At 43.1% G+C, this 25,951-nt stretch carries 15 protein-coding genes; 9 read left to right on the top strand and 6 right to left on the bottom strand.

Going from position 1 to position 25,951, the window contains the following annotated elements; translation table 11 throughout:
- The first annotated feature begins 245 nt into the window (after positions 1–245).
- The 9 genes from QZZ36_RS03755 to QZZ36_RS03715 all read left to right on the top strand — a co-directional run bounded on the left by QZZ36_RS03755 (position 246) and on the right by QZZ36_RS03715 (position 20,580).
- Positions 246–6,179 carry a glycine-rich protein gene (locus QZZ36_RS03755; protein WP_295076952.1) on the top strand — a complete coding sequence of 1,978 codons (5,934 nt, stop codon included), beginning with the start codon at positions 246–248 and terminating at the stop codon, positions 6,177–6,179.
- A 17-nt stretch (positions 6,180–6,196) separates the two neighbouring features.
- A complete protein-coding gene (locus QZZ36_RS03750) occupies positions 6,197–8,128 on the top strand; it encodes a SpaA isopeptide-forming pilin-related protein (RefSeq protein ID WP_295076947.1) in 1,932 nt (643 codons plus the stop codon).
- 122 nt (positions 8,129–8,250) lie between these two features.
- A complete protein-coding gene (locus QZZ36_RS03745) occupies positions 8,251–9,072 on the top strand; it encodes a class C sortase (RefSeq protein WP_295076939.1) in 822 nt (273 codons plus the stop codon).
- Between the two features lie 170 nt (positions 9,073–9,242).
- Positions 9,243–9,374, top strand: a complete 132-nt coding sequence (locus QZZ36_RS03740; RefSeq protein ID WP_295076936.1) for a hypothetical protein — start codon at positions 9,243–9,245, stop codon at positions 9,372–9,374.
- Between the two features lie 72 nt (positions 9,375–9,446).
- A complete protein-coding gene (locus tag QZZ36_RS03735; protein ID WP_295076933.1) occupies positions 9,447–11,576 on the top strand; it encodes a type I secretion system permease/ATPase in 2,130 nt (709 codons plus the stop codon).
- On the top strand, positions 11,569–12,816 hold the full coding sequence (locus QZZ36_RS03730) for an HlyD family efflux transporter periplasmic adaptor subunit (protein WP_295076929.1): 1,248 nt from the start codon (positions 11,569–11,571) through the stop codon (positions 12,814–12,816). The genes QZZ36_RS03735 and QZZ36_RS03730 overlap by 8 nt, the downstream gene beginning before the upstream one ends.
- 255 nt (positions 12,817–13,071) lie before the next feature.
- The gene (locus tag QZZ36_RS03725) at positions 13,072–13,632 is read left to right on the top strand and encodes a sigma-70 family RNA polymerase sigma factor (protein ID WP_295076924.1); all 561 of its coding nucleotides are present in this window, start codon (positions 13,072–13,074) and stop codon (positions 13,630–13,632) included.
- Positions 13,633–13,645: 13 nt separating this feature from the next.
- The gene (locus QZZ36_RS03720) at positions 13,646–14,869 is read left to right on the top strand and encodes a hypothetical protein (protein ID WP_295076921.1); all 1,224 of its coding nucleotides are present in this window, start codon (positions 13,646–13,648) and stop codon (positions 14,867–14,869) included.
- Positions 14,870–14,946: 77 nt separating this feature from the next.
- Positions 14,947–20,580: a leucine-rich repeat domain-containing protein gene (locus QZZ36_RS03715; protein ID WP_295076919.1), complete on the top strand. Its 5,634-nt coding sequence runs from the start codon at positions 14,947–14,949 to the stop codon at positions 20,578–20,580.
- 83 nt (positions 20,581–20,663) lie between these two features.
- On the opposite strand, the gene QZZ36_RS03710 is transcribed toward QZZ36_RS03715, so the two are convergent.
- The 6 genes from QZZ36_RS03710 to QZZ36_RS03685 form a co-directional block, all read right to left on the bottom strand.
- Positions 20,664–21,446, bottom strand: coding sequence for a ZIP family metal transporter (locus QZZ36_RS03710; RefSeq protein WP_295076916.1), 783 nt, complete (start codon positions 21,444–21,446; stop codon positions 20,664–20,666).
- 48 nt (positions 21,447–21,494) lie between these two features.
- Positions 21,495–22,292 carry a class I SAM-dependent methyltransferase gene (locus QZZ36_RS03705; protein ID WP_295076914.1) on the bottom strand — a complete coding sequence of 266 codons (798 nt, stop codon included), beginning with the start codon at positions 22,290–22,292 and terminating at the stop codon, positions 21,495–21,497.
- 78 nt (positions 22,293–22,370) lie between these two features.
- Entirely contained in the window at positions 22,371–22,793 is a 423-nt protein-coding gene (locus QZZ36_RS03700; RefSeq protein ID WP_295076911.1) for a metal-dependent transcriptional regulator, read from the bottom strand.
- Between the two features lie 342 nt (positions 22,794–23,135).
- Positions 23,136–23,354, bottom strand: coding sequence for a hypothetical protein (locus QZZ36_RS03695; RefSeq protein ID WP_295076908.1), 219 nt, complete (start codon positions 23,352–23,354; stop codon positions 23,136–23,138).
- A gap of 65 nt (positions 23,355–23,419) precedes the next feature.
- A complete protein-coding gene (locus tag QZZ36_RS03690; protein WP_295076905.1) occupies positions 23,420–24,841 on the bottom strand; it encodes a glycosyltransferase in 1,422 nt (473 codons plus the stop codon).
- On the bottom strand, positions 24,838–25,095 hold the full coding sequence (locus QZZ36_RS03685) for a hypothetical protein (protein ID WP_295076902.1): 258 nt from the start codon (positions 25,093–25,095) through the stop codon (positions 24,838–24,840). The genes QZZ36_RS03690 and QZZ36_RS03685 overlap by 4 nt, the downstream gene beginning before the upstream one ends.
- Between the last annotated feature and the right edge of the window lie 856 nt (positions 25,096–25,951).

Raw genomic sequence — 25,951 nt, 5'->3', positions numbered from 1 at the left:
AATATTCAAAAACGAGTAATAAAATATTCATATTTAGTTGTAATATATAACAATAATTTTTAACGTGATTTGTTGCAACTTCTGAAATCTTTCCCTCCAATTGAAAAGCATAACTCTATTCATTGACAAAAACAAATCGAAAAGTTATAATAAACTATACAAATAAGACATAATATTTATGCATCAAAAACATATAAGATAAATCAATTATCTATATAGAATTGACAGAAGGCGAGGTGAAGCGTTTGAAAACCAAAGGCAAAAACAGAATAATGTCTATTCTGCTCTCAGTTATGCTGAGCATTGAACAATTTGCAACGGCAATGCCTTTAATATCAACGGCTGCACCCTCTGCTCAGAACAGCGATTCAGTTCCGTTCCCGGAGATTGCAAGCAATGTTACGAATCTTGAATCTGCAAAGCTGAATCACGGCGATACCCTCGTGGATAACGGTGACGGAACATTTACATTTACTTCAAAAATATCAGCTGATTATTCCTTTTCGGATATCAGCGAGAGCCGACTGAAAATTAAAGACGGCTACTATGATCTTGATAAGGAGGGAACCTACCTCATAGAACTGTGGGGCGGCGACGGCGGTGACGGCGGCAGAGGCTTCCTCACAGGAAGAAGCGGTGTAGGCGGCTCAGGCGGCTGGGTATATGGTACGCTTGAAGTCAGTGAAGCAAATGGCAACCTCGGCAAGAAGCTCGTTTATGAGATAGGAAGTAAGGGCGAAAGCAAGACTTACGATATTAAAGGCGGCGGTACTGACGGTGACGGCGGCGGCGCAGGTGAACTGGCTTTTGTTTCTGTAGGTGCAGGCGGCGGTTATTCCGCTGTTTATCTGCTTGACAAAAAACCTGTTGAGGAGAACCTCATCACTGACCCGGAAACAGCACCTTCTCCGCCGGATCTGTCCAATCTGAGAGATGATCCGGAAAAGGTCCTTATGATAGCAGGAGGCGGAGGCGGAGGCGCTGCGGGCGCTAACGGCTTCCACCTTACAGCACTGGTGCTGAAAATGCACGCGGATGGCGGTGACGGCGGTTCACCGGAAAGCTCTATAAAAGCAACACCGGATATAGGCAGCTTTAATACCGGTACATACTACGCAGGTTATAACGGTACAAGCTCAGGCGGCAAGACAAGTTACGTCGGACAAGGCGGAACTGACAGGCCAGAGGGTATCGCAAAGACCACATTTGGCGGTATGCAGGCAAGTACATATGCCAATGACTGGCAGAGGATATACCATACAGAGCTCAAACGAGGCGTAGGCGGTGCCGGAAATCTCCACGGAGGCGGCGGCGGCGCAGGCTTCGCAGGAGGCGGCGGCGGAATCCAGAACATCATCATAGACGCTAACAACGTCGGCGGCGGCGGCGGTGGTTCGTCCTATATAGCGTCCGGATATGACGATGGAACCAATACCGGTATAAGAGGTTTTCAGCCGCTGGGAAGACCTGATAACGATGATTATTTCGTTCAGCAGGACGAAAACGATAATAAAGAAATAGGCGGAGCGATAGTTATAAGGTATCTGCCTGAAGACGCTCATTATGATTATCTGAATGACGTGACTATCAGCGGTACGGTCTCGAACTACTTCGATATAGTTCCCGAAGGCACAAAATGTGTAAATAATGTTGACGGCAGGGACTTTCCTCTTGAAAGTACACCTGATTCGCAGAACCGTAAATTTACCAGAACAGGTAATACTGTAGAGTTCAGAGGTTCAGTAGCGCCTGTATCAAGAGGTCTAAGAAAAGGACAGGCACAGGACACATTGACACTTACTCTCAAATTGAAGCCGAAAACAAGCTTCATGGGCGGAAACGGTGTCCCGATATTCAATTACACATCAGATAATGCTTTCAGCTGTACATCGGGCGAGGGTGCAAGTCAGAAGCAATGTGCTTTTATGACTGATGATACAACTTCTGACAAATATGCCGATGATTACAAGGTATCTCACGTAAATGTGCCGTATAATATTAATTTTACGACAAATAACCTTGTAAAAAGCGAAGGTGAGGGTTACAATCTTTCTAATCTTTACACACCTTTATATCCTGATGCAAGTGACCCATATATTTCAAGTATAACTTATCCTGCGGATCAGAGTTATACAGTAGCGGCAGCTGATGTCGGAAAAACTAAAGATTACCCGATAACGGCGACGATAACAACAAATCCGGGCAGTATTTCGGCGACGGTAGGTACGGCAAACGAAGCGACCGAGACCGTAACCAAGACGGCTTATGTAAGGTGTATTGATTCATCGACCCTTAATATAGACGGATTTGAAGTTATTCCTAAGAAAACGCTTTCGTACAACAATACAAGTAAAACCTATGATCTTACTTTAGATGCAGATGTTTCAACATCTGATGATCTCGGTACTAATACAGATGCTTATGTACTTAAAGCAGAAACAGGAGCAAATACACAAAACAATTATTCCTACAACACTTCAACACAGACATTTACCGTTCCGTCAGACGGCTTCTATTATATAGAGGCAAGAGGCGCTAAAGGCGGAAATGGTGGAATTGCTAAAAACTGGAGTGGATTGGCTTTGGGACACGAAGAAGAAGAAGGTATTATAGGTTATGGAGGAAATGGCGGATATGTAGGTGGATATGCTTATCTTACTACAACAGACGTGGTAAGTATTATTACAGGGAAAAAGGGAAATGATGCAGAAGAAGTTTTTGCAAATTATGGTTCAAATAGACGTGTTTACGGAAACGGCGGATATGGTGGAGCTTATTCTGCTATCTTTTTAAATAACAATCCTTTAATAATTGCGGGCGGCGGAGCTGGCGGAAATGGTGCCGCAGTGACTTCGTGGGGAATTTTTTCAGGTGGAGATGGACAAGGTGCAAATGGAAGTAATGGAACAGAAAATGGCAATTGGAGTATGGAAACTTCGGATTTAGATAATTATTATAATGGTAAAAATGGAATAAAAACCAACTCAACTGATGCGGATTCTCAAGATGCAGGAAAGAATTATCGAAATACGTCATTTTATAATGTTGATAAAACTGTTACAATATCAGATTTAGGTGGAATAAGTGTTACTCTTTCGCCTGAAGTAATATCCGGTGTAGGAAATTTAGCTGCATCAGATAACGGTGCTGTAAGGATAACAAAGCTTAATATTGTTGCTGAATCAGATACTATCGCAACTTCAAGAAAGAATGCGGCTAAAACAACAGCTCAGACAACATTAAATCAGTATACATTCTCACTTGGTGAAACATATTCAGAATACTTTGAACCTTATGAGGTTTATGTAAATGGCACAAAGGTTGATCCGTTTACCTATAACAGTTCAACTCGAACTATTACAGTAAGTGGTATAGCATTAACTAATGTTTCAACAAATGAAACAGCTAAAACCAACCCTGCAACGGCAACGTATGGTAACAAAACACTGAACTTTGATGTGTATTCCTGCGGTGCTGGAGGAAAGTTCAATGTTATGGTCAAGCTTAAACCCAAAGACGGCTTCCTCGGCGGTAATGATGTGCCGCTGCTGAATGTATGCAATGTTTCACAAGCAAATGAGACTTACATGAGCGCTACGCCAACGGAAATTTCTATCAATCACACGGGTACAACGGCAGATGACCCGACTGACGATACGGGATTTGTAAAGCGTGATTTCAATACCGACTGGGCTAATGTAGAGCTTGATGATAATGGTATTGAGTTTCAGAATATCAGTACAGATGTTATCGTTGATTATGGATATTCGATAAATTCTTCTGATATGAGCGGAAAAGTCAAGCCGCTTGCGGAGAAATATCCGAGTGATTCATGGAAATATGACTTCGTTCAGTTAGGCGATACAGAGGTAAGTCCGACCGAACCCTTTACCAGTGACGGTATATGTTCGGTAGTCGGAGTTCTTGAACCCAAAGCCACAGCTCAGAAAGCTATAGTTATACCGCCTGTTTCAGCGGTAAAGAAAAGCGCTCAGATAGACGTCAAGGTACGGTATAAGGTTACGAAAGCCCTTACCAATATCGGAGCAGCTGAACTGAAATATATCAACGGAGATGATACAGACAGTTTTACTCCGAGTATTTCATATACATCAGCGACTCCTCCGTATGATCAGTTCACGCTTGACGAGATACATGACGCTTATGTCCTTGAACTTTCTCCGCCGGTTACAGGCTATGATCTGCCTGCCGAGAGCGCGGTTAAAGTTTACTATGGAACCGTCAGCACAGATAAGGTCAAAGCTGCAGATGTTTCAAAGAAGGACGGTAAACTCATAATCACTATACCAAGCAGCGCTTTTACCAATAATATCACTATAGAAGCTGAAGGTGAAGCTCAGACAGAAAATAATAAACATCAGGTACATTACTACTATGAGGTTTATGATCCGAATAACGGAATCAATAATGGAATCTCATATGTATCAGCTGACGGTGGTAAGTATAACAGAGGCGAAGTGATTGATGAGGCTAAACCCTATACTCCGGCTTCAGGTGATTATCCGGAGGGCTATACGAGCTATTGCTGGACATGGCCTGACGGAAATGAGGACAGCGCCCCGCATACTATGGGCGATACGGCTATATATGTTATAGGCCGTTATGTTCCCGAAACTTACAAGCTGGTCATAAAATACTGTATGACCGGCAGTTCAGAGCCTTTTGATACTTATACTTCACCTGATTATACAGAATATGATCCGGAAACCGATACATATGATATCGCTCTTACAGACGGTGCGACTTATATGGTAAGATCGCCTGAAAAAGCCGGGTATACTCCCAGACAGGCTTATATCTCCGGAACTGTGGATGAAGCGTTCAAGGCTGGTCTGGCAGACATGATCATTGACGGTAAAACATATAGAGGAAAAGAACGGACGGTTTACTATGACCCTGCGGCGGGCAATCTTACGGTCTACAAGGTCGAATGTGACAAATACGGTATCCCGACTTCTGAAAATACACTGTTTGCAGACAGTCCGGTATTGAATTATACTGTCAGCGGTGATTTTGATAAGGAAGATGATATAGTTGCTCCGGCAGGTTACAGGATATATCAGAGGACAAAGCTGAATGACAAGAATGCTGAGGAAAATGTACGGTATGTATCAGGAACTCTCAAAGCTGATGAGAAGGCAGTCTACTATGTTTATTACAAACCTGTACCTCAGACAGTGACCGTTAACTTCCATGAGTTTTATAATGATGAACAGGTGAAACCGCCTGCTGCAGATATAATTCTTGAAAAAACAAGCAGAAATGCAGCTAAAGGCATGGAATACGGTTATGATCCGGATTCGGATACATTCGTGGGTCTTCCGACAGCAGTATGCAAGGAATATATTTTCGACGGCTGGTATACCGCAAGCGGTCAGCTTATCGAAGACGATATGATAGTACCTGAAAATGCATCAGATCCGATTGAGCTGTATGCACACTGGAAAGACGCACATATTACAATTAATGTGGATTACTGGTATGGCAATAATATCGAAGACACTGAAAAAAGAGGCACAACAGCAGGCGATAGTAAACATTATGATAGTTTGCTGTACGGTATGAGCTACAGTATCAAGTCGTATGATATTGCCGGATATGAAGCCAGCGAGGACCCTGTTACCGGAGTTGCACTGAAAAACGAAACACGCAATGTCTATTATTCCGATGCAGGCAGCAGTACGAAGCTGATCCTCAATGTGAATATCTACAGCAAAACATACATGAATACTGAAAATCCTGCTTTACCTAAAACGAATGCGAACAAGCTTAAAGAAGGCACATTTGTATTGTATGACAGTACCGGCACAAATCAGGTCGGAACCCTGAAGGAAAACAAGGACGGTACTGTATCATGGACAAATGTTGACGCCGGAATAGCTGCGAACGGGACATACATGGTAAAGTGTGAAGATCCCCCGCCCGGCTATGGAGCGGATTCAATTACAGTTGAATTAACATCACCTCAGACCGATCAGGACGGTAACAGCGTATATACTGCGAATTTCTTCCTTGACAGGTCGCCTTTCCGGCTGCCTCCGGCGGGCGGAACACCGGTTACCGGATATACGGTATTCGGCATATCAACAATGTTACTTGCTGCTTTCCTGTTGTTCTTATATGTCAGCAGTAAATCAGAAGAAAATGAAAATGAATAAATTCAGGAGGTTGTATTATGAAAAAAATGATGAAGAAAACGTCAGCTATAGCTATCTCAGCGTTTATGCTGGCACAGTACATTCCGTTTACTGCTGTTGCAGTTCCAGGAACAGGCGGCAGTAATATAATCACTATCCATAGCTATCAGTTAAGTGCAGCTGATTATGCAACAGCATCAGCAACTAATAATGCTACGGGTACTACAGCAGATCAGACCACTGTAAATGGTTATGACAGCAAGCAGGCAAGAGGTGGAATGACTTACAATATCTACGGTGCGACATATAATGCATCGACACACAAGTATGATGTTGATACTTCGGCTCCTATTACCACTGTTGTAACTGCTTCTACCGGTGAGAACATAGGTGTCGGCTCGTCAGTTGGCTTAAATCCTGGTGTATACTGGATAGACCCTGTTGATGACACAAACACAAACCCCGAATTTGCAAATGCAGACGCATTCTTTATTGAATTGCCGAACACTGCGAATCCGCTTCACATTTATCCTAAGACTACCGCTAATGATCAGGATACTCCTAATACTGATAATGGTAAGCTGCATACTATCGAGTTTATAAAAAAGAATTCTGCTAATGCTGCGATAAAAGACGTAGATTTTAAGGTTTACTTTAAGAATGCTCAAGGTGATTGGGAAGCAGCAAAGAATACAACAGGTGCTGATAAGATCTATACAACTGATGAAAACGGTAAAATAACCATAACAGGTCTTCCTGTAGGCGATTACTATTTTGTTGAGCAAGAATTGACCGGTACTAATGCCACTACTTACTTACTTGATCAGACACCGCAGAAGGTTACAATAACAGGTGTACAGTCAGGTGAGACAGCAACGGCTGTTACTAAGACTTTTGTAAATGAGAACAAGCTTGAAGTAGGAAAGGTGATCTCAGCTGACGGTAAAGGTCATGAATATAACTGGACTATCACGGCTGATCTTCCGGCTAACAGAGATAACCTGATAAGCTATGTTATAACTGATAAATTCAAGGGAATTGATATAACAGGTGTAACTATTGAAGGATTAGACGGAACAGCTGCTACACCAGATTTTACTGCTGCACAATCGTTAACAAATACTGATGAGTATATTATTACAATTACAGAGGCAGGTCTTGCTAAGATAAAGGATCCGGCAAATACAACTTTTAATAGCGCAACAGAGCTTAACATAACAGTTGCCTCGACACTGGATACGACCGATCTTTCTTCCGGCAATGCTAATGAAGCAGCTAACGGAAATGCTGTCAATAAGGCTTCTATAAGCTATAAATATGCTTATAATCCGGATCCTTCTGATCCCACCACTCCTGATATACCGGGAATAACCGATCCTGATGTAGATCCTACATATCCATCGGCAGAGGATTATCCGGCAACTCCTCCTGCTGATCCTGATCCGTCAGATATTACTCCAACTCCTGACACATCTGCTGATGCGGTTAAGCCTTGTACATTCTATATCTCTAACCCTGCTGAATCTGCTGGAGGTACAGAGCTTACAGACGGTAGATATGATGTTTCGAGCGGAAGTGAGTATAATGATACAGCTAACGCTTATACAGGCAATCTTACAGTAGTTACAAACTTAGCTCCCGGTCCATACACTATCGAGCAGATAGGAACAGCAAGCGGATATCAGATAGATACTGAAATAAAGAATATCTATATTGGCAAGGACGGTAATATATATAACTACGATCCAACCGCTGCTGAGGGTTCGCGTATTGGTTCAAAGATCACCGGAAATACAGTTATATTTGTAAATAATCTGGCAACAAGTAATTTCAACCTCCCGTTCACCGGTACAACAGCAACAATAATCTTCACTATCACAGGTGTCCTCCTCATGGCAGCAACAGGATTCTTTATCTTCATACTCCTCAAGAAGAGAGATGACGACGAAGAAGAACAGGAAAACCACTGAACTAACGAGTTCTGATATAAGCATTCTATACTCCTCTCTGATGCTTTTCAGGTCCCATAGGTTCATTTAACAGGGAGTGCCGCTTTATACAGCGGCACTTACCTTTAGGAGTGATCCCGCCATTGAAAAAGAATAACAAGAAAAAAAAGAGACGTATTATCATAATTCTTCTCATACTGCTGTTCCTGACAGGCTTCGGATTTTTCATGTATCCCATCGTCAGCAGGATGATGATAAGGAAACAGGTGGATAATAATATCACCGAATTCGAGGAAGAGCGTGACAAATTCATTGAAGAAGCTGTCAATGAAGGAAAGCTGAAACCCGGCGAAGATATGCCTGTCGATGAAAAAGGCAATCTCGCGCCGTACAAGAAGATACTCAGCACCCCTGAGCCTGATGATGAGCAGGTTTACCTCGATAAGCTGTTCCAGTATATGAGAACGAGGAACAGGGAGCTCTTTGAGAACGGTCAGAAAACGCTGAACAGCGCCTATTCTTATCAGGTGCCGGAGATAGATCTCAGGGTCTACGGCATCAAGACCGAAAGCGTGGGAACTCTTGAGGTCGACAGGCTCGGACTGAAGCTGCCTATCTTTCTTGGCGCGAATGACGCCAATATGACAGCTGGCTGCGGACATCTGACCAATACCTCTTATCCTATAGGCGGTATGAATACCAACTGTGTAATAGCTGTTCACCGCGGACTCGGCGGTTCGGATTTTCTCCGCTATGTGGAGAAGCTTGAAACAGGGGATATCGTAAGGGTGGAGAATTTCTGGTACACGCTGGAGTACAAGGTGGTCAGGGTCAAGATAATCGAGCCTGATGAAGTCAAGCCGATACTTATTCAGCAGGGCAAGGATATGCTCACGCTGTATACCTGTCATCCTTACGGCGTAAACAGTCAGCGGTATCTCGTTTACTGCGAGAGAAAGCTGTAGTATGACAAATAAATACGTTCAGCAGGAGCGGCTTTTATAAGCCGCTCCTGCTTTTTTTGAGTGCTAAATGACAAATTTGTATTGACATTCTTTGACAGCTATTATATAATATTATTTGATTCGACTTGGGGTAAAAGTCCGATCAAATAATGATATAGGAGGAAAATAATATGAAAAACATACTATACTGCTGTTTTGCGGCCGTTTGTATTAAAGGGGACGGCAGTGCCGGAAAAACGACGGATATGCCTGTCCGAGCCGGTGCTCCCTGTGGATTATCAAATGACAGTGACGGATATTGAGCGGCTGTGCTTGTTACAGAAGAAAAAAACGGACGAAAGGTTCTGACTATTAAATAATAACGGAGGAAAACAATGAATAAGAAACAAGACAGCGGTCTGTCATGTTTTATGATAGTGATGAAGTTCCATGGGATACCCATAACTAAGGAACAGGCAGAGAATCTCGCGGTACTTGACCCGGAGCAGAAAGCAGGGGAAGTAGAGATAATCCAGTCGGCAAAGGCGCTGAAAATGAAGGCGAAGCTGTGCAGGCTGAAGATAGAAAAGCTGAAGGATGTAAACAATCCGATAATAGCAAGAGGCTATGACGGGGAATTCTTCATAATCGCAAAGTCCCACGAGGACAAGTTCATGATACTGTCAGCGGACAAGACGCAGCCGGAGATAAAAACAAGGATAGACCTGCAGAGAATGTGGGACGGCACAGCGATAATAATCAATAAAAAAGGAATAATGGACAGGGAAGCGATCTTCAGCTTCAAGTGGTTCATTCCGACGATACTTAAATTCAAGAAGGAGTTCATACAGGTACTCATAGCGGTATTCACAGTGCAGATACTGGGCATACTGACGCCTGTAATGACTCAGGTAGTTGTTGACAAGGTGCTTGTACACAGGAGCATATCCACCCTGAACGTCCTTACCATAGGCATAGCGATAGTGTACATATATGAGCTTATCCTCGGACTTGCCAAGAACTATGTATTCACGCATACTACCAACCGTATAGACGTAATGCTGAGCTATAAGCTCTTCAAGCATCTGTTCGCCCTGCCGCTGAAGTATTTCGAGTCGCGCAGAGTCGGTGAAACAGTTGCGAGAGTTAGGGAACTGGACAGCATCAGAAGCTTCCTTACAGGTACGCCGCTGTCGTCCATGATAGACCTTGTGTTCATAATCGTGTACATCGTCGTACTGTTCATGTACAGCCGTATGCTGACGGTGATAGTAATATGCTCGATACCTGTTTACGCCATACTTTCGGCGATAGTCACTCCGCTTTTCAAGAAGAGACTTGACGAAAAGTTTGAAACAGGCGCAAATACCCAGTCATTCCTTGTAGAATCCATAACAGGAGTGCAGACCGTAAAGTCCTACGCGCTGGAGCCCAAATTCGAGAAGAAGTGGGGAGAGCTTCAGGCAGACTACGTCAAGGCAAGCTACAAGACGTCAATGGTGTCGGCAACAGCGGGCACAACAGGTCAGTTCATACAGAAAGTCTTTGATCTTCTGATACTTTTCTTCGGAGCGAAGGCAGTTATGGACGGAAACTTCACAGTCGGACAGCTCGTTGCTTTCCGTATGCTCTCAGGAAGAGTAAGCGGACCGGTGCTCAGGCTTGTACAGCTGTGGCAGGAATATCAGCAGGCGTCACTCTCGGTAAAGCGTATAGGAGATATATTCAATACAGCTCCGGAGCCGGTGCTTAATACAAATCTTACATCACTTCCCAAGCTGGAAGGAAAAATAGTGTTCGACAAGGTGCATTTCCGCTACAATCCGCAGGGCGGAGAGGTAATCAAGGGAATGAGCTTTGAGATAGAATCCGGAACAGTAGTGGGAGTAGTGGGCCGAAGCGGTTCGGGAAAGAGCACTATCTCCAAGCTGATACAGAGACTGTACATACCGGAGGCAGGAAAGATATCCGTGGACGGAATGGATATATCACTGGTCAATCCGGCTATGCTGAGAAAGCAGATAGGCGTGGTACTGCAGGAGAACTTTATGTTCAACGGAACAGTGGCGGAGAATATAGCGATCCACTGTCCGACAGCGACTATGGAGCAGATAATGAAGTGTGCGAAGATAGCGGGCGCCCACGACTTCATACTTGAGCTTCCCAACGGATACGATACCATAATCGGTGAAAAGGGAATGGGACTTTCGGGAGGTCAGAAGCAGAGAGTAGCTATCGCAAGAGCAATACTCAACGACCCCAGGATACTTATTTTCGATGAGGCAACATCAGCTCTTGACTATGAGTCGGAGAGCATAATCCAGAACAATCTCAAGGAGATATGCCGCAACAGAACTGTTATCATAATAGCGCACCGCCTTTCAACACTGAAGGACGCGCAGAAGATAATGGTAGTGGACAAGGGAGACCTTGTAGAGTACGATACACACGAAAGATTAATGGCGCAGAACGGACTCTACGCGTATCTCTACAATCAGCAGCAAAGGGGTGAGGTAGATGGATAACAAGCTCACTGAATACGCTCTGAAACACAGCAAAAAGCACGATAAAGAGCTGAAATACGACTTCATGCCGTCAATGCTGGAGATAATAGAGCGGCCGGCGCATATAGCAGGCACGGTAATAATAGTCGGTATATTTTCCCTTCTTCTGGCAGCGGTGATATGGGCTTGCCTGTCAAAGACGGATATAGTAGTAACGTCAAACGGAACGATACAGCCTGTGGGAAATATCTGTTCTCTCAACTCCTACACCGGAGGAACTATAAAGTCCATAAATGTGGAGGAGGGCGCATATGTCAAGATGGGAGATGTCCTCATAGAGCTTGACACCCAGAGCCTTGATATAGACACGGATTCGCTTAACAAGCAGAAAAATGTGCTTGAAGCTCAGAAGCAGATATATACGAAGATAATGAACAGCGAGGATATATCTAATATAAATATGGAGCAGTATCCCGGAAATGTAAAGCCGTATATCCTTGCGATAATAGATACTGACAAGGCGTATCACAACAATCTGAGCATACTCGAAAGCGCGAAGGAAAACGCGCAGCACGCTACGGAACGCGCAAGGATAATACTTGAGGAGTACAATACCAATCCTGAAGTGTCACAGGCGGAGTATAACGCTCAGGCAATAGTGGTAAAGCAGGCGGAAAATGAGTCGATACAGGCAGAGACGAATGTGCTGAAGGCGCAGAACACCTACAGCGAGCAGATAAACTCAAGTCTGTCGGAGATAAACGGAAAGCTCAGTCAGATCAATTCAGAGCTTGAAAAATATGAGCTGTCAAGAAAGAACCAGCAGATAAAAGCACCCACCAACGGATATGTCAACAGTATTTCCGTGAATAACATAGGAGAGAACGTGACGGCGGCGCAGCAGATGGTAACGATAGTACCTGCGGGTTCGGCAGTAGAGATGGTATGCTACTTCAAGAATATGGATATAGCGGATATCAAGGTGGGAATGGACGCGGAGATAAAGCTTGAGGCTTATCCGTACAACAAGTACGGAACCGTAAAGGGCAAGGTAAAGTATATAAGTCCGAGTTCGTTCAATACAGAGCAGATGGGAAGCGTATATCTCGTAAAGCTTGACGTTGAGAATACCAACGAAAAGATAGATATAATGTCAGGACTGACAGGAGCAGTTGAGGTAAAGGTAGGAAAGCAGTCGGTAATGCGCTACTTCCTCGATCCTATCGTCAAGGGCTTCGGCGACAGCCTGAAAGAAAAATAATATTCTGATATATATGACCGGTTCGTACCACGTGTATGAGCCGGTTTTTTCTTATCTGAAAGAATTGGAAGGCTCAGCTCTGTATCCGGAGTTTTGCGCAATATTTCGCGCCTTATGCGTGAGCTTTACTGTTCAGTCAGCATATGATCCTGAAAAAAATAAAAAAAATTCAAAAAAAGTGTTGCACTTTGCAGAAGATTTGCGTTATTATAGATAAGGACGAATATGCTCGGAAAAAATGTAAAGGAGGACTATATGACTGATGAAAAAATAATCGATCTTATGCGCGAAGCTCCGTCAAACGGGCAGAGAGCGCTTTTTGACAAGTATTACAACTACGTTTTTTCAATAGTAAACAGGATAATAAGCGGTTTCGGAAGTCAGAACGATTCTGAGGAATGCGTTATAGACGTATTTGCTTCCATTATGATGAAGATGCGACCTGATGAAAATATATCACTGAAGTCATATATAGGAGCAGTTGCCCGAAACGCAGCGATAAGCATGAGAAGAAAGCTTGCGGTAAAGAATCATTCTTTCATATCTTCCGATGATGAAACTGTAGCTGAAATAGCCGGAGATGAAGATATTGAAGAAAATACGGAGAACGCTGTGCTTGCGGATCTGCTGCTAAGCAAGATAGGCGAGCTTGGGCCGCCTGATTCGGTGATAATCGTCCAGAAATACTATTACAATAAAACCTCAGGGGAGATAGCGGAAATGACGGGTATGAGCGCCGCTGCTGTGCGTGTCAGGTGCGGACGTGCGATGACCCGCCTCAAAAAGCTTCTCCACTCTGACGGTATAACGCTTTAGAAGGAGGGATAAAATGAATACGAAGAAAAAGATCATTTATACCCTGCGAAGCGCGGACAAGGATTCGGTTGAGAAACTTATGGCAGATGCCGCCAAAAAGGAAGAGATATTTGCAAGGATAAAGGAGCGCACTGAAAAGGACAGCGAGTATACGGACGTTGCGGAGGGCGTTGAGAAGTACAGCAGAAGAATGAAAATTTCTCATACTGCTTCGGCTGCTGCTGCGTCATTACTGCTTATTGCAGGCACCTATGGCGCGGTCCGCGCTTTTAATTCCGGCAAAGGCGGCGTAGACAATCATATCATTGACAGCAGCATGACATCAGACATTACGGATAACAGCAATAACGCAGCAACCGCAAAAACATCGTTCAACACAGAAACTGCAACTTCCGGCGTCACATCAGTCAATGCAAACGTGACCGGTGTCACCGCAGCTGTTACAGCTGATGCAACAGCAGACAAAACCACCGCAGCGACATTGACCACAGCAGGTGATGAGCCGGATGTTACGACCACTGAGGAAGCGCAGCAGCCTGATAATAAAGAAGCAGGGGAGCAGCTCCGTGAAAAATGTATCGGCGCTGTATACAACTATGACAGATTCTCGGCAGATTATACTTTGAACAAGAGATCGGGCAGCGGTTCGTTCTACTGTTTCAGTGAAGGATCAGTTAAGCTGGACAATTCGTCGATGACAGGAGAGATGCAGAAGAAACGCTATGTTTCCGACGGCCGCCTGTACGGCGAGGAGAATTATTACTATCTTAACGATAAGTTCGCATATGCAGGTGACTTTAACACTCGCGGACTGCTGGCAAGAATAACAAAAACGAGCACTGAGCTTGAGTCCGAAGAAATAAAAGACAGGGTATACTTTAAAGAATATATCGGTATGAATCAGTTCACAAGTGCGGCTCTGAACGGCTCGCAATGGGAGGTAACAGGGGAAAGCTACGAAAACGGAAGAAAAATAACGAGCGCAAGCATAAAATACGAAAACTCGTCATTAAGCTATACAGCCGATTTTGACGCTGAGACCGGCGTATGTCTCGCATACGACAAGTATGAGAACGGCGAGCTGACAGAATACTTCAGAACATCGGACTACAGGTTCGGAGATGAAGCCGGGGCTCCTATGACCGAACATGAGGTCAGAGTGTTTCTGGAAGACAACGGATATGCTTCGATAATAGCAGAAAGCCTCTGCGATTATCAGGTAAGCGACCTGAACTGAAAATATCCGGAAAAGCTGATCTAAGTATATTGTAATAAACACATAAACAATTAAAGACCTAATAAGGAGTGAAAGAGATGTTTAAACGAATCACAGCTGGTGTGCTAAGTATACTTATATGCTCATCAGCGCTCACTTCGGGAGCTCTGGCTCAGTCCGCAAGGACTGGCGCAGCAGGCGTCCTGAATAGCGCAGCAGAAATTTACGACGTAAATATCCCAGTAAAAGAAGGCAATACCTCTGACTTAACGATCATACGCTCTGTTCCGGATAAGTCGGCTGTCATCGAATCGGAAGCGCTCGGAGAGAATATCACTGCTGAGATCTACAGCAACGGATTATTGCGTATCTGCGGATACGGTGAAATGACAGAGTTTAAAAAATCGCCCTTCAAAAATGCGCAGTCTGTAAAACAGATACTATTTGAGGACAAGGACGCTGAAAACGGTCTTGTCATAACGAGCATAGGAAGCAATGTGTTCAGCGGCATGAGCTCCCTGAAATGTTCTTCATGTGGCAGCGCTGATAAGGCTGCTGCCGGAGTTATCGTTCTTCCCGACGGGATAAAGAGCATCGGTTCAGGCGCGTTCAGCGGCTGTTCTGATATAGCTGCTCTTACTGTGCCTGATCCTGTAGAGACAATGGGCGGTCAGATGCTGAAAGGCTGTACTGCCCTGAGGGAGCTGACTATCCCTTACGCGGCTGTCTCAAAGGAAGAAGCTCTTGACAGCAAAGCAGGCTGGGATAATTCCGTTGCCGATCTGTTCATGCATAGTTATTACTCATATGATAACAAACCTATGCAATTCTCAGATTATGCCATTGAAAAGATAACTGTCACAGGCGGCGGGATAATTCCTGATTATGCGTTCTCCGGCATGGAAACGATAAAGGAGATAGACCTTAGCGGCTCAGGAGTATCTTCTGTCGGCAAATACGCATTCAACGGCTGTACTTCTCTTGAAAGCATCAGTCTCCCTTCATCATTAGAGACTATAAATGATCTTGCTTTCAGTGACTGTAAAGCATTGAAGGAATTAAAGCTGAATGACGGACTTAAAAGCATTGTCGGAGCGGCATTCCAGAATTGTACAGGGATAACAGAGCTTACCATACCCGATTCTGTAACATCAATGGGAGAGCATATGCTGAAAGGCTGTACTGCTCTTAAAGAGCTTTCACTACCTTATGCTGCTACCTCAAATACTGTAGCGGCAGCTGACGGAGAAACAGACTGGAATACTTCCGTTGCTGATATGTTCCTGAGTAATTACTTTTCATTTTATAATGACAATGCGGATTTCTCTGATTATGCCATTGAAAAGATAACTATAAGGGGCGGCGAGGTAATTCCGAAATATGCGTTCTCCGGCATGACAACAGTCAGGGAGATAGACCTCAGCGGCACAAAGATAACTTCCATAGGCGATTACGCTTTCTGGAACTGTTCAGTCCTTACAGACGTAAAGCTCCCGGAAACAGTTGAATCGCTCGGAAGCTATTCCTATTACGGAAACCCTATAACCGCTCTTCCCGATAACGGAAAAATAACCTCTGCCGGCAGCTATGCATTTGCAGAGTGTGAAAACCTCGGTGAATTCACGATACCAAAGACCTATAACAGCTTCGGCGAATATGCGTTCCAGAACTGTAAAGGAATAGAGAAGCTGACTGTTCCCGCAACAGTAACATCAATGGGCAGTCAGATGTTCAACGGCTGTACAAATCTTAAAGAGCTGACTATCCCTTATGCGGCTACCTCAGAGGCTGTTGCGGCAGCTGACAGCAAAGCAGACTGGAATAATTCCGTTGCCGATCTGTTCATGCATAGTTATTACTCATATGATAACATTAATATGGAATTCTATAATTATGCCATTGAAAAGATAACTGTTACAGGCGGCGAGGTGATCCCTGATTATGCGTTCTCCGGCATGACAACAGTCAGGGAGATAGACCTTAGCGGCTCAGGAGTATCATCTGTCGGCGATTATGCATTCAGAGGCTGCATCGCTCTTGAAAATCTGGAATTGCCTGAAACAGTCGAAAGCATAGGCGTGAGAGCGTTCAATAAATGTACAGGAATGAAGGAGTTCAGGCTGAATGACGGACTTAAAAGCATTGGCAAAGGGGCATTCGGTAATTGTACAATGCATTCTCTTACAATTCCCGATTCCGTAACCTCAATGGGAGAGCTGATGCTGAACGGCTGCTGTCATCTTGAATCTCTTACTGTTCCTTATGCAGCCCTTTCAAATGGTGTAGCTGCGATTAACGGAAAGGAAAGATGGTGGGACTCAGTTGCAGATATGTTCTTTTTTGATTATGGCTCAATGGAAAACGACAATATGGATTTCGCTGGCTATTCTATCTCAAAGATAACTGTTACAGGCGGCGAAAAAATACCAAAGTATGCATTTTCGGGCATGAAAACTCTCAGAGAGGTGGAGATATGCGGTTCTGAGACAGCTTATATAGAAGAATATGCGTTCAATAACTGCGAGACGCTGGTTTCTGTTGAAGTTCCGGAGAATGTGACAGAGATAAAGCAAAACGCATTCGCAAACAGCAATGCCGACGTATACATATACAACAAGTCCTGCGATATAGCATACAACGCAATGAGCGACGATTACATCGGTACTGTACACGGCTACGAAAAATCAACTGCCGCTACCTTTGCAGCGGACAATGACTATAAGTTCGTGCCTTTTGATAATGAAATAGTTATCGGTCCTAAGGACATCTCGATGATAAACGGCGATAAGTATACCATCAAGTCGGATCATACAGATCTTGGCTACAGCTCCTCCGATACGGCAGTCGCAGCAGTTGACAGGGACGGCGTGATAAGCGCGGCTGAGCCGGGCAAGGCTGTTATAAGCGTACAGGCTCCTGACGGAAGCACCTGCACTGTTAATGTTGAAGTAAGAGTTCCTGCAACTACTACGACAACAACGACCGGTGCAGTTAATACTACGACAACAACAACCACAGCTGCTACAACGACTACTACATCTACAACAACAACGACAACTGCCGCAGTTTCAACAAAGGATCCTATGGTCGCGGGAGATCTTTCTGTTTCTCCTATGACAAAGGAAGAGATCAAAAAAGCAGGTATCGACATCAGCGGCGATGAGAACTTCAACGGTATCAAATACTCCGTCGATGCAAAATTTGACAGTACCAAGCTGTTTATCGAGAAGAACGAGGTCAGCGATCCCGACGGAGATATAGTATACAAAAATACAAGAATGAAGATTGCCGGCGGCCGCAGTATAGACCTTGATAAGGAAGCCGAAGGTCAGGACAAACACGAAGGAGTTTATATCGATGAACTTGGCTCTTATGTTTACCACGCCGAGACGCTCGATGAGGAAATGTTCCTTTTCATTAACGGCAGCAGCAGGTGGCTCAAGGAATTCTACGATGTACAGCTTCTTGTCTTTAACAAGGGCGGCGGAACTGTTACAGACTGCAAGGCAGCTCTCGATGTTCCTGATGGACTGACGCTCGTTTACAGCGAACAGGTACAGAAGATAGGTGACCTTGACAAGAATAAAACGCTGGTCGCACACTGGTTCCTCCGCGGAGACAGGGAAGATGAGTATGAGCTTTCAGCCGTATTTGAAGGATCAAAAAACGGTGATCCGGATGATAAGATAAAAATGACATTCAAAGCCAAGGACAAGTTTCACGTTTACACCTCTGGCGCTGTTGATATGAACATAGTCCTTCCTAAGTATTCATATTACAATCATGATTATGTCATAAAGATAAACCTTAAAAATATCTCCAAAAATACGATCTACGACCTTGACTGCGTGGTAGACAAGAAATACCAGCTTTCAAAGGCTGTTATTACGACAACTGATGACAGCCAAAACACAATAACCGAAACAAAGTATGATACTATCTATCTGATGGGAAGATATGCCGATGACCAAAAACTGCGCATGGTCGTATTACCGCCGAATGAGACTGTTACACTGGAGTTTACGGTACAGGACCTCTGGAAATCGGTTTATGAGCAGTATATCACGTCAGCAATATTTGACGAAAAGGAAAAAGAGCTGTTAAGCATGATCAATGCTGATAATAATCTTCTGGGAATAAGAGAGATCAGCAATAGATTTGCAAAGTATTTCAGTGAATTACCCACGGAGCATATCCTGAAGTGTATCGAGGTCGGATTTGAAGGCTCGCAGGCTCCTGTAAGCTATTCTGTAGATATAGATACAAAGACAAACGCACCGACAGAAAGAAAAATTGCTGTTAGCACGGAATATGTAAGAGACAGACTGAAAATGATATTCGACGGTTCGTTTGACACTGAAACAGACCTGGAACAGCTAAGAAAAGACTATATTGTCAATATAGACATTAAAGATGAAGAGTCGGCAAGTAATGCTATTATAGAGTATTATAATAAAAAGTCTGCAAGCGAACCACAGGGAATCATATGTATTAGAAGTGATAACGGTGATGATATTTTATTCTTTGAAAAATACGGAAACTGGGCAGAGGTAAGTTTGAAAGTCCGTACACGCGGCGAAGAAGAAAATGAAAATATCCCTGTCACTGTAACAGGCAGTGCGGTTGAGATCACGGACATTTACGGCAATACCTCCGGAAAAGACGGAAAGCTTGAAATACCTGAAGGTGATGACATCATCAGAATCAAGGTGCCAAAGACTTTTGAAAGCGGAGATCTTATTTTCGAGTATAAAGACGGCACAAAGGAGGTTCAGAGGATAAACATGATCGATGCACATCAGTGCGTATCAACAGGCAGATATGAGGTCGTTAAGACTCCTGACGGCGATGAACCGGGTCTTGCAATACGTGTATGCGACATATGCGGTGAAATTACAGACTGCTGTCCTGTCAATTGCAAGGCAACAGCTATGCTCAGCAACTCAAATACATATGCTGATATCAGAGTAGCTGTCAAGGAGGCTGCGGATGCAGGCGAAAGCACGGAACTAACACTGTTCGGCGATATAGACGTTACAGATAATGTTACTATTCCCGAATATGTGGATGTGCTCATAGCTGATAACGCTGTTATCAATATAAAGGACGGCTGCAGGCTTATTGCAGAGGGCAAGGTCACCGATCTCAGCGGACGCGGTTATGACCTCGGCGGAGGAGATACTTCTGTTCCTGAGACAACAACTACGACTGCTGCTGCAACTGCTCCGGCAACAACAACGACTACAACAACCGTGACAACGACTACTGTGACCACAACTGCTTCGACGACAACAACGACTGCCGCAACAACCGTGACTACTCCCTCAACAGCAGCGATGACTTCGTCAACGACTACCGCAGCGGCAACTGTTACATCAGATATGTTTGAGGATATAGGTACGCCAAAACAGCTTGCTGAATGGGCAGTTGTTGACTATCAGTACAGAAACGGAAAGCACGTCCGCGGTACGGATATAAATACCACTGACAGCGGTGTTTATGAGATCACACTTAAAGACGCAGACGGAAATGTTCTTGATATCTATTATATTGATCCGCAGACAGGTGAAGGAACCAATTCCGCAGATGAGTCTGTTGACCTGCCACAGACAGGAAGCAACTCTAAGCTCAATATGATTATTGTGTTTGCTTCGTTAATGATGGTAATATTAGGTATGGTATCTGTAAAAATGTCAAAGGATCCTGAAAAATTCAAGTCAAAGAAAAAGTAATAAAAACGGACTCTGTTATGCAGCAGAGTCCGTTTCCTTTTCGTATTAAGCTTTTTATGATTATATCCACAAAATTTCAAATATTATCCGAGAGCAGTATCAAGTGTCATCATCAGCGTAAAGCCCACTGAAAACATGATAACTCCGATATTTGAATGTTCGCCCTCTGACATTTCGGGTATAAGTTCCTCAACTACAACATATATCATAGCTCCTGCTGCAAAGCTCAGTAAATACGGCATTGCAGGCAGAAACAGTCCTGCGAACAGTATCGTAAGAGCTGCGCCTATAGGTTCGACTACTCCTGAAAAAACACCGTCTGCAAATGCTTTACCCTTGCTTTTTCCCTCCGCATGAAGCGGCATGGAAATGATCGCGCCTTCAGGGAAATTCTGTATCGCTATACCGAGCGCCAGCGCAAACGCTCCTCCTGCGGTCATATCAGATGAGCCCGACATGAAGCCTGCATAAACGATGCCGACCGCCATACCTTCGGGGATATTATGCAGTGTGACTGCAAGCACCATCATGGTAGTTCTTGCCAGCCTTGACGGAACGCCCTCCGCTTTTTCAGCATTCATGTGCAGATGAGGTATCAGGGTATCGAGCAAAAGCAGAAACAGAATTCCGCACCAGAATCCGGCCACAGCAGGTATAAAGGCGAGTTTCCCTTTATCTTCTCCCATATCCATTGAAGGAATGATAAGGCTCCATATTGAAGCAGCGGTCATAACGCCTGCAGCAAAACCTGTCAATGCCCGCTGAACTTGTTTGTTCAGGCTGTGCTTCATGAAGAAAACACAGGCTGAACCTGCTGCCGTTCCGAGAAACGGCAATAACAGTCCGGTTATAGCTTCTTTTTGCATGATGCACCGCCTTTCTGTTTTATGCTTTCCAATACCGGCAATGCGGTTTTACCACCTGAAAGTCGCCCAGCGGTCGTTCATCTTGGGCAGCAGCAGCGCGAACAGCTTTGCACGGATACTGTACTTTTTCATTTCTTCGTTGAAGCTGTGTTCTTCCACAAGCTGAATACCGTCCGCCAGATCGGCGATCTCCTGTCCCGAATCCGTACCCGACATAAAATGTGCGTTGGTATTTTTCACGGTATCATGGTGCTTTTCGTTCTTCTGCATCATCTTGCAGTTCTGCTCTGCGATAAGAGTACCGCCGTCAGAGAAATTATTTTTCAGCACTTCCAGAAACGTGCGTATCTGTTCAAGCGTCAGGTACATGAACAAGCCCTCAGCGATAAATACAGGCTTTGATTTTCTGCCTGTGAGGGACTCCTTTACCTGTCCGCACCAGCTATCCTCCAGGGCGCTTCCCGCGATCATGGTAACACGTTCACGTTCAGGGAAAGCCTTTCTTCTTGCGGAAACCGCGTCGGGCAGGTCAAGGTCGAACCAAAGTATTTTTCCGTTATCAACTCTGGAAAAACGGTCATCAAATCCCGCACCCACATTTACGATCACTGTATCAGGCGCATTCTGAATTATCCCGCTTAGCTGTCGGTCAAGCATTATGGTCCTTGCAATAACACCTTCGTGGGACATGAATTTATCGTACTGCTCTGTATCAATATTCAGAGCTCTGATGATCTCAACTGCCTTATGGTCTTTTATACGGGCGTTTTTCCTGAGGGTCTCATTCGCCTTGATTGCAAGGGGGATAAGCGCCGTTGTCTGTACATCGCCTAATTTTAGTTCCATAATAAATACTCCTTTTTAATTTATTCCATGCCTTTCAGCATTTCATATTTATCCTTTCATATGGTTAGCGTAAACAAACTATATGTCAAAAAATAATTCCTTTAGTCCGCTATTCTCTTGTGATACGATCTCAGGGTGATTATGAAGGAAGAAATCCAAAAGCGCTTTATACGATTCATCGCCCATACTGTGCTCCATTTTACACGCATCGGTCTTGGCATTTTCTTCTCCGACCCCAAGATACCGGAGCATCAAAAGGAAAAAATAATACCTTCCTTTTATTTTTTTAGCCAGCTCTATCCCTTTTCTTGTCAGAATTATATTATAGCTGTTGATACACTTGATATATCCTTCCTTTTCAAGCTCATGCACAGCAATACTTACTGTTGGTTTTGAAACACCAAGCTCTCCGACAATGTCGATGCCTCTTGCACTGCCGCACGCTTCCTGAATTTTTAAAATAGTTCTGAGATAATTTTCCGTTTTTTCTTTTCCGAGCATTTAGGCACATCCTTTGAATAAACTGTATTACATAACTTTTTACATATATTTGTTAGTGTATGATAACATTCTAAATCGATTATATCATAGATATACCGCTTTGTCAATATTTATTATAAAAAGACTTGTGGAGCAATTGCAGCGCTGCAGTTAATTACTTTGCTCTGATAATATATACTGGATTTTTTCTGAAATTATGGTAGAATATAAAAGCATTTATTTTACAGGCAATGTGAACATAAACGATGTTCCTTTGCCGACTTCTACAAGAAGCTGCACTCTGGTTTATAAACTTGCAGCAATTTGATTTAAAGGATCGCAAAAAAAGCTGTTGATCAGATTTTATGGTATCAATACTATTAAATCAGAAGAAGACTTGTCCCAGTCTTTTACAAAATCTCTAAGGTGTAAACAGATTTGTGATTCATCACTGCTATGTTCTTCTATGACTTTATTTATAAATGCTGCAATCTCTTTCAGTTCATTATAGTTGCAGGTTATTGTCGCCTCAACTAAATGATCTGTAAAAGCATAATCATTGTTATAGCCTACAATTTCCATTATAGCTTTACCTCGCAAAAACATTTTATCGGATGATACTATCGGGTATTTATGAAAAAAATGATCTATTCGGAACACATTTTGATTTTGCCTATTACTCTTTTCTTTACCGCATTGAATAAATACGAACATTCTAACAATAAACTTCTGATCACGGATAATCCCTGAGTATTTCTCAGACATCTGTAATATCTTCCGGCATTTTTTATCTTATTTCCGGATCTTGAAGAAGCATAAACTCTATACTTAGCAAGATCAATATTCAGCCCATGTGCAATGTATCCATGTTTCAGGTAATACATCCATGTTACAACATCTTCGAGTTCGCCTTCTTTTATCCGGAAATCCGGGATCAGTTCTCTGTCTATTATAACAGTTAAGTTTCCAATAATTGTATTGAGCAGATACTGGTTGTAATTTATTGAATCCGGGACTTCAAAAACAGCACATTTTTTCATGCTTCCGTTTCTGAATGTCTCATATGCTGTAAATGTAAATTCATATGAATTCGCTTTCATAAAAGCGATCTGAAGTTCTAACTTTTTAGGCATCCACAGATCATCTGCATCTACAAATGCTATATACCTGCCTTTGGCATTTTCTATAGCTGTATTTCTTGCAACACATACACCGGAATTATTATGCAAGCAAATAAGCTTTATTCTGTTATCCTTCTTGCAAAGCTCCCTGACCACATATGCCGTATTATCCGTTGAGTTGTCATCTGTAATTATTATTTCAAAATTACTATATGTTTGCTGAAGTATGCTGTCAATAGTTCCTTTTATAAGATCAGCGCAATTATAAGCGGGGATAATAACCGAAACTAATTCTTCATATGTCCTTTTTGATGCGGCAGGATTTTTAATACTGCGCTCAGTTTTACAGATCGATTCCTTTAATGTGTTGAATCTATACTCATTTTTGTAATTACTCATTTCCTGATCGTAAGTAAGACTGCCAAAAGCCTTATCAATAAGGCAGGTAAACAGTGAGATTATTTTTAGCGGTATGGTACAGCCTCTGATCAAAGTTATACTCTTGGAATGGGTCTCACCTATCATCTTCACGAGCTCGCTTGTGTTGCTGTATTCAGCATTTTGCGGATAAAAGGTTCCTCTTTCATCGTTCTCGATCATGAGTCTTACAAATTCCATGAGATGTTCAATATAAAGCATAGAACGACAATTATTGACATACGGAAAAACAGGCAGCTTCTGTGCAAGTTCCGACATAAGATGATAATTGCCTTTGCTGCCTTTTCCGTAGATCATAGGTGTTCTGAGTATCACTACCTTGAAGTTATTATCTTCAAGTTTTTTCAGACCATTCTCCGCCTTTACTTTACTGTCTCCATAATAATTTGACGGACTTACCGGAGTATACTTGGTAATATTTTTCTTCCTGCCGATCGGTGCACTGTCACCGTATACAACTATACTGCTCATGAAGATAAACTGCTTAACACCTGATCTTTTTGCTTTCAAAGCAGTTTTGATTGCAAGCTTTGTGTTAACTTCATAATAGAGTCCCGCTTTTTTTTGCTGATTTTTCCCTTATCGGAATGAGCAATACCAGCAACATGATACACCGAATCATAGCCGGAAAAGTCATACTTCATCCAGTTATCACTGATCATGTCCAGTGTGTCTGCCTGATACTTGTCAGGCCACTGCTTTAAGTATTTTTCAAATGAAGTACCAATATAAGATCCGGCACCTGTTATCAAGATATTCTTCATATCTCAGCCCTACATTTCCTATCATATTCATATCATTATTTATTATGTCTGCTTCCTGAGTCTCTTTCACTTTTGCACCGGTACCGCCTTTGACAATGTCATTGCTCATTATGGATCTATTTCCGCAGGATTACATATCCGGATATTGTGATGACAGTGAATGGGGGAGTTATAAGTCGATATAATTATACCGGGATACAGAATCAATTTTTAAAAGTAGATGTACAATACTTCTGAATTGCTGTTTACGGGATCTTCTGTGAGAATCTGAAGCAAGCTGTGACTGCTGATAAGAATGTAGGCATAAAAAAGTAAACCGTGATTAATGAATTAAAATTACATCCCAGATTACGAATACAATGTGGTCGGATTTGAAACTGATGACTTTTTGAAAGTGTAAGAAATCAGACTTATCAAATAAAGATATTTCTTATATTATATCACTGAAGGAATGAAATTGCAAGGTCTGCATAGTCGATCACAAATTCTGTGTAAACGAATAATATCGCAATAAACGATGACTTCTATCTGCTGTCATGTGTTCAATCAGGCTCAGACAAGAGCAGGAGACGCTATTATTTCGGTTCTTCACTTCAAAAAGCCCGATGACGGCAAAGGACTATTGCCCTGCTTACGCAAATCCTTCAATTTTGGAAGAGCTGACAGCAAAAAATAAGTGTCCTGTCAGATATGGTAGTGTTGCTGATAGAAAAACTCCTTACCATTCTGCCATTGCTTCAATTACAGGTATCATAATTTTAAAAGTAAGTCAATATCTTTTTCAGATAAAATGTATCAGGAGTATGTCAGCTTATCCCAAACATACTCCTGATTTTTCACGTATTCGGTTAGATTA

The organism is Ruminococcus sp. (assembly GCF_016287535.1).
In the GTDB taxonomy this organism is placed as follows: Bacteria; Bacillota; Clostridia; order Oscillospirales; family Ruminococcaceae; genus Ruminococcus.
The sequence above is the reverse complement of the archived record's forward strand: the minus strand, read 5'-3'. Positions and strand labels throughout refer to the sequence as shown.